The following is a 12,303-nucleotide window of genomic DNA, read 5'->3' on the forward strand; positions in this document are numbered from 1 at the left end:
CCGGGTAGCCCGTTTACGGGCCGTAAGTAATCCATAGATGCAAATGTCAGATCGCGATGCGCCTGTTAGGGCGCGGCTGGCAAGAGAGCCTTATAGGCGCATATGAAAAACCTCCGGCTATGCCGGATGATATTTATTATGCGTGGAAGAATTTTAAGCGCAAAAAATCAGCAAAGTTGCTTTTAAATGTGATTTATATCTCGTTTTTATGAATGTGAATGAAATCGTCAATCATAAATTGTGATCCGTGTTGTTTAAATTTTCTCTGCAAGGGGTACACTGCGCGCTTTCATTTTTACAGGTCAGACTGATGAACGTACTTTTGATGATCGCGATGACTACCGGTCTCCTTTCAGGCGTATGGGGATGGGTTGCGGTGAGCCTGGGTTTATTGAGCTGGGCTGGTTTTCTCGGCTGTACGGCCTATTTTGCCTGTCCGCAAGGCGGGTTACGCGGGTTGCTAATCAGCACGCTGACGTGTTGCAGTGGTATTTTTTGGGCGATGGTGATCATTGCTGGCAGTGCGATACGCCCGGAATGGGCGATCGGCGGCTATATGATCACCGGGGTGATCGCATTCATGATGTGTATCCAGGCGCGTCAGCAATGGCTGGCTTTTGTACCCGGCACCTTTATTGGCGCCTGTGCAACGTTCGCGGCTGATGGGAATTGGCGGTTGGTGCTGGCCTCGTTGCTATTGGGTCTGATCTTCGGTTATGCAATGAAAAACAGCGGGCTTTGGCTGGCTGCCAAATTTGGCAAGGCGTCGATCAGCAAACCAGCTCTGGCGGAATCCGTAAAACCTTTGCGCTGATCGTCACACCTATCTGTTAAAACGACGGGATGAATAAACGAAAACGGCGACAACAGTAGGCTGCAAAAAGTGAAATCGGCTCGGAAGGTTCTTAAAAAGGAGGGGATAGATCAGGTTTAGGGCGGATAAAGAGCAGAGCGACGGAATATTGACTATGGTTAACGGGACACCACGTTTAACCACTTAGGGAGACAGCCATGTCCGACCATACGGAACCGCAACCACAACAAACGACGCTCGATGATGATTTGAAGATGCTGTCCGATACGCTGGAAGAAGTGCTCAAGTCATCCGGTGACAAATCTGATCAGGCCTATTTAGAGATAAAAGGCCGTGCCGAGCATGCCTTGCATCAGGTCAAAACGCGCCTGAGCCATGCCTCTGATACTTACTACATCAAAGCCAAACACGTCGCCTGCAAAGCTGATGGTTACGTGCGTGAAAAACCGTGGCACAGCGTAGGCATTGGTGCGACAGCGGGTTTGATTGTCGGCCTGCTTTTGCGCCGTTAATCCGCTAACGTGCTGCAAAGCCGCCGCGACAACCGTTGTGGCGGTTAGCTTTTCCTGCCAATATCTCCAGTCTGCACAAATATTTTGTCAATCTTCGTGATTGAGTCCACTGAAATCTAAGAAATGTTTCTCGCTTCTTTTCTTATTAATCTGGCGACGTATAATTCCCCACACTAGTTTTGGTTATTGAGGTGTGGGTGAAGTACATTTCAGGCTTATTGCGGGAAGTCAGGCAATTGTTGTGCACAGATATGCCCGCTACAGCTGGACTGCGGCAGTTCACGGTGAGTTCACCGGCGATGGTCAGCGACAATATGCTGGAATGGCTGGCCACCCAGTCGCTGTTCCCCAAGTTTTTTTGGCACCAGCGCGAAGGAAATGAAGAGGTCGCAGCTTGCGGCCAGATAAAAGTCTTTGATGACATCAAACAGGCTAATGACTTTATTTCGAGGTACTCAGCGGTTCTGGACGATACCTTCCGTATCTGGGGGCTAAATGCTTTCGATTCGGTAGTGGTCGAGGGGCAGCCGAGATCCTGCTATCTGTTCTTACCCCGCTTGATGCTATGCCGACGTGATGGACAGGTAACCATTACGCTGACCTTGTTCAGTGAAAATTCGCTGCGTGATGATGCCCATCAGGCGCTGCTGTTTATTGATGAGTTGAACGCCCGAAAGCCTTTGCTTGCGCATCATCCCGCCGTTATCCACAGTCACCACTTGCCAGACTATAATGGCTGGCGCCAACGAATTGAATTGGCACTGGATGCGATAGCACAACAACAATTCGAGAAAGTTGTTCTGGCGCGCAAAACCGTCCTGACGCTGGAATCTCCGCTCAATGCGGCTAATTTTATGGCTTCGAGCCGGGCCGTTAACCACCATTGCTATCATTTCATGCTGGCGCTAAATCCGCACTACGCTTTTCTGGGATCCAGCCCGGAGCGACTCTTTTTGCGAGAGACGCGGCAATTGTTAACCGAAGCGCTGGCAGGAACTGCCGCAAATGCTGATGATGATTTGCAGGCGCATGAGTTAGCCGAGTGGCTATTGCATGACAGCAAGAACCAGCGGGAAAATCTGTTGGTGGTTGATGATATTTGCCAACGTTTACAAGGGCTGGTTGAGGCGTTGGATGTTATGCCTGCCGAGATCCTGCGATTGCGCAAGGTGCAGCATCTGCGCCGGGTGATCAATGCCAGTCTGCGTCGTACGGACGATGCCGACTGCCTGATGCGCCTACAGCCTACCGCCGCTGTGGCGGGTCTGCCGCGCAAAGAGGCGCGCGACTTTATTCTGTCCTGCGAACCTTTTTCCAGGGACTGGTATGCGGGCTCGGCAGGCTATCTTTCTGCCGTTCGATCTGAATTCACGGTCGCCCTGCGTTCAGCCTGCGTGACTGGCAATCAGTTACATCTTTATGCCGGTGCGGGAATTGTTGCCGGGTCAGATCCAGAGCAAGAGTGGCAGGAGATCGAGAACAAAGCCGCAGGATTACGCACGCTTTTGGAGCGCGCTGATGACTGATAACACTTTTTATAGTGTCAGGTCAAAGCAGCATCAATATACTTAAATGAAATGCGACGGCTAGACATCGCTTTTCTTATTTCTGCCAACCGTACTGAAGAGTGGGCGAATCATGTCAATCAGTGTATTTAACCGCCGCTGGGCTGCCCTGTTACTCGAAGCATTGACGCGCCATGGCGTTCAGCACATATGTATCGCCCCCGGTTCCCGCTCAACACCCTTGACCCTGGCGGCGGGCGCAAACAACGCCCTGATTTGTCATACGCATTTCGATGAGCGGGGGTTGGGGCACTTGGCGTTGGGCCTGGCAAAAGCCAGCCGTCAGCCAGTTGCCGTGATTGTCACTTCCGGTACGGCTGTGGCCAATCTTTATCCTGCGTTGATCGAGGCGGGGCTGACCGGTGAGAGGCTAGTCTTATTGACAGCCGATCGTCCGCCAGAATTGATCGATTGCGGTGCCAACCAAGCCATTCGCCAACCCGGCATGTTTGCTTCCCACCCTCGCCACAGTCTCGATTTACCGCGTCCTACGGTGGATATTCCGGCCCGGTGGCTGGTATCCGCAGTGGATAACACCATGTCAGAGCTGACTTATGGGGCATTGCATATCAATTGCCCCTTTGCCGAGCCGCTGTATGGCGGTGATGAGCAACAGCATCATGAATGGTCAGACGCGCTGGGTGATTGGTGGCATTCGCAGAAGCCCTGGTTAACCCAGGCGCAGCCACAACATTTTGCCGAACAACATGACTGGTTCACCTGGCGGCAAAAGCGCGGGGTCGTGATTGCGGGCAGGATGTCAGCGGAAGCCGGGAGTAAGCTGGCGCAGTGGGCGGATGAACTGGGTTGGCCATTGATCGGTGATGTTCTCTCGCAAACCGGCCAACCTTTACCGTGTGCCGACTTATGGCTGGCAAACCCGCAAGTGGCTGAAATACTCAATCAGGCACAACTCGTGATTCAGTTTGGCGGGAGCCTGACGGGTAAGCGTCTGTTGCAGTGGCAGTCCCAGTGCCAGCCGCAAGAATATTGGCTGGTTGATGAACTTCCCGGGCGCCTTGATCCGGCTCATCACCGTGGAAGGCGCTTACAGTCAGATATTACTGCCTGGTTGCAACAACATCCGTCGCAACCCAGCGCGCCTTGGGCTGAAGCGCTCAGTGACTTTGCCGGAAACGCCTGGGTATTAGCGAATGATACGTTGAAAAACCATTTTGGTGAGGCCAGTCTGGCGCATCGATTGGCGGAGTTGCTGCCAAAGCAGGGGCAGTTGTTTGTCGGTAACAGCCTCATCGTGCGTCTGATTGATGCCTTGGCGCAGCTTCCTGTTGGCTATCCGGTTTACAGCAATCGCGGTGCGAGTGGGATTGATGGGCTGATTTCGACGGCGGCAGGGGTGCAACGCGCCCGTGCCATACCCACGCTGTTTATATTGGGCGATATTTCTGCCCTGTACGATCTCAATGCGCTGGCATTGATGAGGCATTGCCCGGCTCCGATGGTAATACTCGTTGTGAATAATAATGGCGGGCAAATTTTTTCTCTCTTGCCGACCCCGGCGCAAGAGCGCGAGCGTTTTTACTGTATGCCGCAAGACGTTGAATTCAGCCATGCAGCAGCGATGTTTGGTTTGCGCTATGCCGCGCCGACCAACTGGGAACAACTGACAACTGCCGTGAACGAGGGCTGGCGACAGGCGGGAGCAACGCTAATTGAACTGAACGTTGCGTCAAGCGAAGGCGCTGAAACGCTCAGATCATTAGTCCAAAAGATGGCGTTGCAATGAGTTTGGCATGTCAAATTCACTCAACGAATGAGACCGGTAAACCCTGGCTGGTTTTCCTGCATGGGTTATTGGGTAGCGGTGAGGACTGGCAGCCCGTTCTGCCTTACTGCCAGCAGTGGCCCTGCATGACCATTGATTTGCCGGGGCACGGAGATTCCGTGTCCCAGATTACCCCGAATTTTGAGGATACCTGCGTTCAGTTACGTGAAACACTGCAACAGCAGGGCATCGAGCGTTACTGGCTGATTGGTTATTCGCTGGGGAGCCGCATCGCGATGTACTTCGCTTCCCAAGGGGGGAATTCGGGTTTGCAGGGGGTAATCATAGAGGGTGGACATCCCGGGCTGACTGAAGAGGCTGAACGGGAGGCACGCCTGAACCATGATTCCCTGTGGGCTGAACGTTTTCGCGCGTTTCCGTTAGGGGACACGCTTGAGCAGTGGTATCAGCAACCCGTTTTTGCCGATCTGACAGCGCAGCAGCGACAGACGCTGGTCGCGTTACGCGGGCGGAACAGTGGGAAAGCCATAGCCTCGATGCTGATGGCGACGTCGCTGTCCAAACAGCCTTTTCTGTGGCCGATCCTACAGAAAACTGCACTGCCTTTGGTCTGGCTGTGCGGTGAGCACGACAACAAATTTCAACAACTGGCTCAGCACTTTGCTTTGCCTCTGCGCAGTATCGCAAATGCCGGTCATAACGCGCATCGCGCAAATCCAGCCGGGTTTGCCAGCCAGTTGATTTCATTCATTTCGTCACCCCGATAAAGGAAGCACATTATGCTTTACCCGAACGAAGAACAACTCTATGCAGATGTGGAATGGCAGGACTGTTCCGAAGGTTTTGAGGATATCCGCTACCATAAATCTGCCGATGGCATTGCCAAAATCACCATCAACCGACCACAGGTGCGCAATGCATTCCGTCCGCTGACGGTGAAAGAGATGATTCAGGCGATGTCGGACGCGCGCTATGACGACAATATTGGGGTGATCATTCTGACGGGAGAAGGTGAAAAAGCCTTCTGTTCTGGCGGCGATCAAAAAGTGCGCGGTGATTACGGCGGTTATAAAGACAACAGCGGCGTTCATCACCTGAATGTGCTGGATTTCCAACGTCAGATCCGCACCTGTCCAAAACCTGTGGTCGCAATGGTTGCGGGATATTCCATTGGTGGCGGACATGTTTTGCATCTGATGTGCGATCTGACCATTGCTGCCGATAATGCAATTTTCGGCCAGACCGGTCCGAAAGTCGGCTCTTTTGACGGTGGATGGGGCGCATCTTACATGGCGCGTATTGTTGGTCAGAAAAAGGCGCGTGAAATCTGGTTCCTTTGCCGCCAGTACGATGCCAAACAGGCATTGGATATGGGGCTGGTGAATACCGTGGTACCGCTGGCAGATCTGGAAAAAGAGACTGTGCGCTGGTGTCGCGAAATGCTGGAAAACAGCCCAATGGCACTGCGTTGTCTGAAAGCAGCACTGAATGCGGATTGCGATGGCCAGTCCGGTTTGCAGGAACTGGCGGGCAACGCCACCATGCTGTTCTACATGACTGAAGAAGGACAGGAAGGGCGCAATGCTTTCAATGAGAAGCGCCAGCCTGACTTCAGTAAATTCAAGCGTAATCCCTAATGCGTAGCGCAACGATCTATCGCTACAGCGTGCCGATGGATGCCGGGGTGATACTGCGTAATCAGCGGTTGAAAACCCGTGATGGCCTGTTGATCCATCTGGTCGACGGTGCGTTGCAAGGTTGGGGCGAAATAGCCCCTTTACCGCAATTCAGTCTTGAAACGCTTGAACAGGCGCAGGCAGTGGCGATTGCCAATGCTGAATGCTGGACGAGTGGACGAGATGAGTTGGATGAATCCCTGCCTTCGGTGGCATTTGGTTTCAGTTGCGCGGTGGCCGAATTGCAGCAACGACTCCCGCAGCAAGCGGACTATCGCAAAGCGCCGCTGTGTACCGGCGATCCGGACGAGCTGTTTGACATGCTCAGCGCACTGCCGGGCGAGAAAGTTGCCAAGGTTAAAGTGGGGCTGTATGAGGCCGTTCGCGACGGTATGGTCGTCAATGTTTTGCTTGAGGCGATGCCCGACCTGACCTTGCGGCTGGATGCCAACCGCAGTTGGACGCGCAGTAAAGCGGACGGTTTTGCCAAATACGTCAATCCTGCGTTGCGTGGTCGCATAGCGTTTCTTGAAGAGCCCTGCAAGACCCGCGAAGAGTCACGGGATTTTGCCAAAGAAACAGGCATTGCCATCGCCTGGGATGAGAGCGTGCGCGAAAGCGGTTTTGTGGTACAGGCTGAACCGGGACTGGCTGCAATAGTGATAAAACCCACACTGACGGGCAGTCTGGCGCGTTGCCAGCAATTAATCGAGCAGGCGCATGCAGCGGGATTGGTGGCGGTTATCAGTTCGTCGATTGAGTCGAGTCTTGGGTTAACGCAGTTGGCGCGGATGGCCGCCTGGCTGACGCCCAATACGGTGCCCGGTCTTGACACGCTGGATTTGATGCAGGCGCAAGTGGTGCGCAGTTGGCCGCAAAGCCCCCTGACACTGCTTGCCGCTGAACAGCTTGACGTGGTGTGGCACCGTGTCTGATATGGCTGCAATCACGGACTGGCCATGGTGCCACTGGGCGCAATCCAGACCTGAACAACCGGCGCTATACCTCGATCGACAGGTGCTTACCTGGCGTCAGGTACAGCAAAAAGTAGAGGGTTTGGCCGCAGGTTTTGCACGCCAGGGTGTTACGCCCGGTTGCGGCGTAGTGTTGCGCGCACCCCATGGCGAAAGGATGCTGCTGGCTTATCTGGCGCTGGTGCAATGTGGTGTGCGGTTGTTACCCGTTAATCCTCAGTTGCCGGCTGAATTATTGGCGAAACTGCTGCCGGATTTGAACATCGATTTTGCTTTTGATGATTACGATACTGCTGTTTTGCCATCACTGCGCCGGTTACAGTTTTCCCCGTTGCCTGCCAGTCAGGGGGCGGACTGGCAGCCCCAGCGAATCGCGACCATGACGCTAACGTCCGGTTCGAGTGGTTTACCCAAAGCGGCGGTACACACCAGCACGGCACACCTTGCCAGTGCTGCGGGCGTATTGGCGGTGATGGATTATCAGCCGGGTGATCGCTGGCTGCTCTCATTACCGCTGTTTCACGTCTCAGGCCAGGGTATCGTCTGGCGTTGGCTGTATGCCGGAGCCGGACTGGTAGTGCGGAACATGCACCCACTGGAGGAGGCACTCCGGGATTGCACTCATGCCTCGTTGGTTCCCACACAACTTTGGCGTCTGCTCCAGCAGTCTGGTCAGACTTTGGCGCTCAAGCAGGTTCTTCTCGGCGGCGCAATGATCCCTGTTGAGCTGACCGGTCTGGCCGAGGCGCAGGGCATCTGCTGCTGGTGCGGTTATGGCATGACTGAAATGGCCTCAACGGTCTGTGCAAAACGGGCGGATGAGTCAGCGGGCGTCGGCTTCCCATTGCCTGGCCGCGAGGTTCGCCTGGTTGAGGAGGAGGTCTGGGTTCGCTCGCAGAGTGCGGCGCTGGGTTATTGGCGCAACGGACAGATAGCCAGTTTGACGGATGATCAAGGCTGGTTCCATACCCGCGACCGCGGTGTTTTTGACGGCGGGGAATTACGCATTCTTGGTCGGCTGGATAATCTGTTTTTCAGTGGCGGGGAGGGCATACAACCGGAGGATATTGAGCGGGTATTATTACGCCATCCCTTGATCCATCAGGTATTTGTTATCCCGAGGGAAGATGCGGAATTTGGTCATCGTCCAGTGGCGGTGCTGGATGCGGATGAGGCACTGGATATGAACGATTTGCCGCTGTGGCTGGCCGATAAACTGCCGCGGTTTCACTGCCCCGATCGTTTCTATTCGCTACCCGAAGCGCTGAAAAAAGGTGGTATCAAGATTCCCCGGCAGCAAGTGAAAGAGTGGTTTCAATAATCACCTTGCGGGGACGTGAAATATCCCTCTTCCGGCAAGGGAAGAGGGATAAGCGGCTTATGCGATACCCAATGCTTTTGCCACACCTGCACCGTATTCAGGATCTACCTGGGTGAAGAGGGCGATTTGCCTGCGTTGGATCTCTTGAGGAACCTGTGACAACTCCCCGGCAATACGCGTGAACATACGCTGATGTTCTTCTTCGCTCAGTAATCTGAACAGGGCGCGAGGCTGGCTGAAGTAATCACCATCCTCACGTTGGTTCCAGTGATCAGCCGATCCTTCCAACGTCAGTGGCGGCTCGCGGAAATCAGGTTGTTCCTGATAACGACCAGTGCTGTTTGGCTCATAAGTTACGCCATTACCGCTGTTGCCATCGATACGCATTGCGCCATCACGGTGATAATTGTGGAACGGGCATTTTGGCGCATTCACCGGGATCTGGTAGTGGTTTACGCCTAAACGGTAGCGCTGGGCATCGCCATAGGAGAACAGCCGCCCCTGCAACATTTTATCTGGCGAGAAACTGATGCCGGGAACCACGTTGGCAGGGTTCATCGCCACCTGTTCAACTTCTGTAAAATAGTTAGCAGGGTTACGATTCAGTTCAAAATAGCCCACTTCGATCAGCGGATAATCGCCATGCGGCCAGACTTTGGTCACATCGAATGGGTTGTAAGGCACTTGTGAGGCTTCGTTTTCTGGCATAATTTGCACGGAGAGCGTCCAGCGCGGGAAATCACCTTTCTCAATCGAATCAAATAGATCGCGCTGTGAACTCTCACGATCCTGACCGATTAATTTTTCCGCTTCGTCATCCATCAGATTTTCGATGCCCTGATGGGTACGGAAATGGAACTTGACCCAGAAACGTTCGTTATCGCTGTTGATAAAACTGAATGTATGGCTGCCAAAACCGTGCATGTTACGGTATGACTTGGGCAGTCCGCGATCGCTGAAATCGATGGTCAACTGATGCAGGGATTCGGGAAGGTGCGAGAAGAAATCCCATTTATAGGTCGGGTTACGCAGGTTGGTGCGTGGGTCGCGTTTCACCACATGGTTCAAATCCGGGAATTTGAGCGCATCACGCAGATAGAAGACCGGGGTATCATTACCCACCAGATCCCAGTTTCCTTCTTCGGTGTAAAACTTCATGGCGAAACCGCGGATATCCCGTTCGGCATCCGCCGCGCCGCGCTCGCCTGCTACGGTAGAGAAACGAACAAACATCTCGGTTTGCTTGCCAATTTCGGCGAAGATTTTAGCGCGTGTGAACCGGGTGATGTCGTGGGTAACGGTAAAAGTGCCGTATGCGCCAGAACCTTTGGCATGCATGCGTCGCTCCGGAATAACTTCGCGATCAAAATGAGCCAGCTTTTCAAGAAACCAGACATCCTGTAATAACATAGGGCCACGCGGCCCGGCGGTTACCACGTTGTTGTTATCAACGACCGGTGCACCTGCTGCGGTCGTAAGTCCTTTCTTGGTCATTCATTGCTCCTTAATTGCACATTTACATGAAACAGAACCAAACCGATTCTGTGGAGAACGCTTGCGATTAGAGATTCTTTATTCAGGAGGAATTATGCTCTTTGGCACTGTTGAGACTCTATCTCACAGTTGTAACTGAGTTGTTGATCTCAGGCAAATAGCCCTGACTTATCGATTTAATCGATTTTCATGCGATGTATCTTCAAAGCGAATATTTTTACATTTACTTGAAATTCGGAACATTTTTGGACTCTTTTTAGAGCATTAAAAACCGTTGAAAAGGGGTACACTCAGCCGCGCAGGTTAAGCATCAATTCTGGTGGCTAAAAAAGGATCAACAATAATGAACAAGACTCTGATTGCATTGGCAGCGGCGATGGCATTGGTCAGTGCGTCTGCAAATGCAGTTAATTTCACCGGTGAAGCGGGTGAGCATTACACCAATCTGGCAGTGGGTTTTGGTACCACCACTCCGGGTCTGGCGGTCAGCGCCAATTGGGCCCATAGCGATAACGACGGTGATATTGCGGGATTGGGACTGGGGCTGAATGTTCCGCTTGGTCCGATTCTGGCAACCGTGGGCGGCAAAGCGCTCTATCTGAATCCGAGTGACGGCAGTGAAGGGTATGCACTGGCGGTAGGCGGCGGTTTGCAATTGCCATTGGGCAGCCATTTTACCGTATTTGGTGAAGGCTATTATGCGCCTGACTCCCTCTCCAGTGGGGTCAATGACTATGTGGAAGCCAATGCGGGCTTGCGCTGGAACGTCATTCCTTTACTGACGGTCGATGCAGGTTATCGTTATATCGAAATGGCTGGCAAAGATGGCGATAAAAACAATGTGCTGGCCGACGGCCCCTACATTGGTGCTGCACTGAATTTCTAATTCACATGCGTTATAGACTGAGGCGCTGTTCAGAATCGCGCCTCAGTCCCTGTTTATCCCACTTCTGGCAGTAAACCGCTGACAATACCCGCCTGAATCAGAATCACCGCAAGTCCACAGGTGAATACCGTTGCCAGCGCCAATGAACCGCCCCGAACGCGATATTGGCGTGGATGCTCTTTTCTTGTCTGCCAGACCAGCAATGCGGGCAGCAAGAGAGCAAGTATCGCCAACGCGATGGCGGCAAAGCCCAACGCCATCACAAACCCTTGCGGATAAAACAGCGCAAAAATTAACGGCGGGGCAAACGTCAGAACGCCGGTCTGCATCCGACCGCGCACGCTGTCCTGACGTTTAAACAGATCGGCCAGATAATCGAATAACCCCAGAGCAACGCCAAGGAAAGATGTCGCCAGCGCCAAATCCGCGAATAAATGTACGGCGAGTTCAACGCGCGGACTGGCAACGACATCACGCACGGCCAACAATAAGCCATTCAGACCAGACTGTTGCGCCAGAATACCAAAGAAGGTGGCGGAACTCAGGCTGCCCAGCGTCGCCAACTGCCAGAAAATATAGGCCACCAGCGGAATTGCACTGCCAATGATAAATACCCAGCGCAGCTTGCGAATGTCGCCACCCATATATTTAACGATGCTGGGTACGCTGCCGTGAAAACCAAATGAGGTGAAAATCACCGGGATGGCCGACAGCGCGAGTCCCTGCTCAAGAGGCAACGTAATCAGATTGGTTTTATCTATGTGCGGCATCATGACGAAAAGCATAATCAGCAACATTAAAATCTTGGCGCTGAAGAGAATACGGTTAAAGAGATCAACGGTGTGCGTGCCAATGCACACGACACTGCCCGCAACCAGCGTGAAGAGTAAAACGCCGAGCGTAAGAGGGAAGGGTTTGCCGGTCCATTGGCTAAGGCTGGCAGTCAGTAATTCGCCAGCACCGCTGATGTAGGCGGCGGTCAGCGCATACATCAAAAACATCATGCTAAAACCGGTGATCCATTGACCCTGGGTGCCAAGATAACGCTTTGCCAGCGTACTTAAACCCGTATCTGCGGGTTGATGCTGATACACCTCAACGAGCAGCAATGCGGTGTAGCACATCAATAGCCAAAGCCCACAAAGTAAGAGCAACGTTACACCAAAACCGACGCCCGCTGCTGCCAGCGGCATCGCCAGCATTCCTGCGCCAATTGTGGTTCCGGCCACAATGAAAACACTGCCAAAAGTACGATTTTTCACCTTTCCCTCTGCATATGAAAAACTATTCAGGATTTTGACTGGCAGCAGGGTA

The 12,303-nt window shown here is 53.2% G+C and carries 11 protein-coding genes; 9 read left to right on the forward strand and 2 right to left on the reverse strand.

Annotation, left to right across the window (positions count from 1 at the left end; genetic code table 11):
* Window positions 1-310 precede the first annotated feature (310 nt).
* From DRI82_RS18375 to menE, 8 genes are all read left to right on the forward strand, one after another.
* Entirely contained in the window at window positions 311-814 is a 504-nt protein-coding gene (locus DRI82_RS18375) for a DUF1097 domain-containing protein (protein WP_114195411.1), read from the forward strand.
* 197 nt (window positions 815-1,011) lie between these two features.
* The gene (gene elaB, locus DRI82_RS18380; protein ID WP_114195363.1) at window positions 1,012-1,326 is read left to right on the forward strand and encodes a stress response protein ElaB; all 315 of its coding nucleotides are present in this window, start codon (window positions 1,012-1,014) and stop codon (window positions 1,324-1,326) included.
* Window positions 1,327-1,523: 197 nt separating this feature from the next.
* Entirely contained in the window at window positions 1,524-2,852 is a 1,329-nt protein-coding gene (menF, locus tag DRI82_RS18385) for an isochorismate synthase MenF (protein ID WP_114195364.1), read from the forward strand.
* 112 nt (window positions 2,853-2,964) lie between these two features.
* The gene (menD, locus tag DRI82_RS18390) at window positions 2,965-4,638 is read left to right on the forward strand and encodes a 2-succinyl-5-enolpyruvyl-6-hydroxy-3-cyclohexene-1-carboxylic-acid synthase (protein WP_114195365.1); all 1,674 of its coding nucleotides are present in this window, start codon (window positions 2,965-2,967) and stop codon (window positions 4,636-4,638) included.
* Entirely contained in the window at window positions 4,635-5,405 is a 771-nt protein-coding gene (gene menH, locus DRI82_RS18395; protein ID WP_114195366.1) for a 2-succinyl-6-hydroxy-2,4-cyclohexadiene-1-carboxylate synthase, read from the forward strand. Before menD ends, menH begins: the two co-directional genes overlap by 4 nt.
* Window positions 5,406-5,417: 12 nt before the next feature.
* Window positions 5,418-6,275, forward strand: a complete 858-nt coding sequence (gene menB / locus DRI82_RS18400; RefSeq protein WP_114195367.1) for a 1,4-dihydroxy-2-naphthoyl-CoA synthase — start codon at window positions 5,418-5,420, stop codon at window positions 6,273-6,275.
* The gene (menC, locus tag DRI82_RS18405; protein WP_114195368.1) at window positions 6,275-7,249 is read left to right on the forward strand and encodes an o-succinylbenzoate synthase; all 975 of its coding nucleotides are present in this window, start codon (window positions 6,275-6,277) and stop codon (window positions 7,247-7,249) included. The genes menB and menC overlap by 1 nt, the downstream gene beginning before the upstream one ends.
* Window position 7,250: 1 nt before the next feature.
* Window positions 7,251-8,609, forward strand: coding sequence for an o-succinylbenzoate--CoA ligase (gene menE / locus DRI82_RS18410; RefSeq protein WP_114195369.1), 1,359 nt, complete (start codon window positions 7,251-7,253; stop codon window positions 8,607-8,609).
* A 57-nt stretch (window positions 8,610-8,666) separates the two neighbouring features.
* Here the strand turns inward: menE and DRI82_RS18415 are convergent, their stop codons facing one another.
* Window positions 8,667-10,103, reverse strand: a complete 1,437-nt coding sequence (locus DRI82_RS18415) for a catalase (protein WP_114195370.1) — start codon at window positions 10,101-10,103, stop codon at window positions 8,667-8,669.
* 343 nt (window positions 10,104-10,446) lie between these two features.
* Here DRI82_RS18415 and DRI82_RS18420 point away from each other — a divergent pair, with 343 nt between their 5' ends.
* The gene (locus tag DRI82_RS18420) at window positions 10,447-10,989 is read left to right on the forward strand and encodes a YfaZ family outer membrane protein (protein ID WP_114195371.1); all 543 of its coding nucleotides are present in this window, start codon (window positions 10,447-10,449) and stop codon (window positions 10,987-10,989) included.
* A gap of 53 nt (window positions 10,990-11,042) precedes the next feature.
* Here DRI82_RS18420 and tyrP read toward each other — a convergent pair whose 3' ends face one another.
* A complete protein-coding gene (gene tyrP, locus DRI82_RS18425) occupies window positions 11,043-12,251 on the reverse strand; it encodes a tyrosine transporter TyrP (RefSeq protein WP_114195412.1) in 1,209 nt (402 codons plus the stop codon).
* Window positions 12,252-12,303 lie beyond the last annotated feature (52 nt).

The organism is Edaphovirga cremea, assembly GCF_003332275.1.
GTDB classification, from domain to species: Bacteria; Pseudomonadota; Gammaproteobacteria; order Enterobacterales; family Enterobacteriaceae; genus Edaphovirga; species Edaphovirga cremea.

Excerpts from the sequence above, each read along its gene's own strand:
- DRI82_RS18375 (WP_114195411.1), top strand. The coding sequence starts at position 311 with ATGAACGTACTTTTGATGATCGCGATGACTACCGGTCTCCTTTCAGGC.
- elaB (WP_114195363.1), top strand. The coding sequence starts at position 1,012 with ATGTCCGACCATACGGAACCGCAACCACAACAAACGACGCTCGATGAT.
- menD (WP_114195365.1), top strand. The coding sequence starts at position 2,965 with ATGTCAATCAGTGTATTTAACCGCCGCTGGGCTGCCCTGTTACTCGAA.
- menH (WP_114195366.1), top strand. The coding sequence starts at position 4,635 with ATGAGTTTGGCATGTCAAATTCACTCAACGAATGAGACCGGTAAACCC.
- menB (WP_114195367.1), top strand. The coding sequence starts at position 5,418 with ATGCTTTACCCGAACGAAGAACAACTCTATGCAGATGTGGAATGGCAG.
- menC (WP_114195368.1), top strand. The coding sequence starts at position 6,275 with ATGCGTAGCGCAACGATCTATCGCTACAGCGTGCCGATGGATGCCGGG.
- menE (WP_114195369.1), top strand. The coding sequence starts at position 7,251 with ATGGCTGCAATCACGGACTGGCCATGGTGCCACTGGGCGCAATCCAGA.
- DRI82_RS18415 (WP_114195370.1), bottom strand. The coding sequence starts at position 10,103 with ATGACCAAGAAAGGACTTACGACCGCAGCAGGTGCACCGGTCGTTGAT.
- DRI82_RS18420 (WP_114195371.1), top strand. The coding sequence starts at position 10,447 with ATGAACAAGACTCTGATTGCATTGGCAGCGGCGATGGCATTGGTCAGT.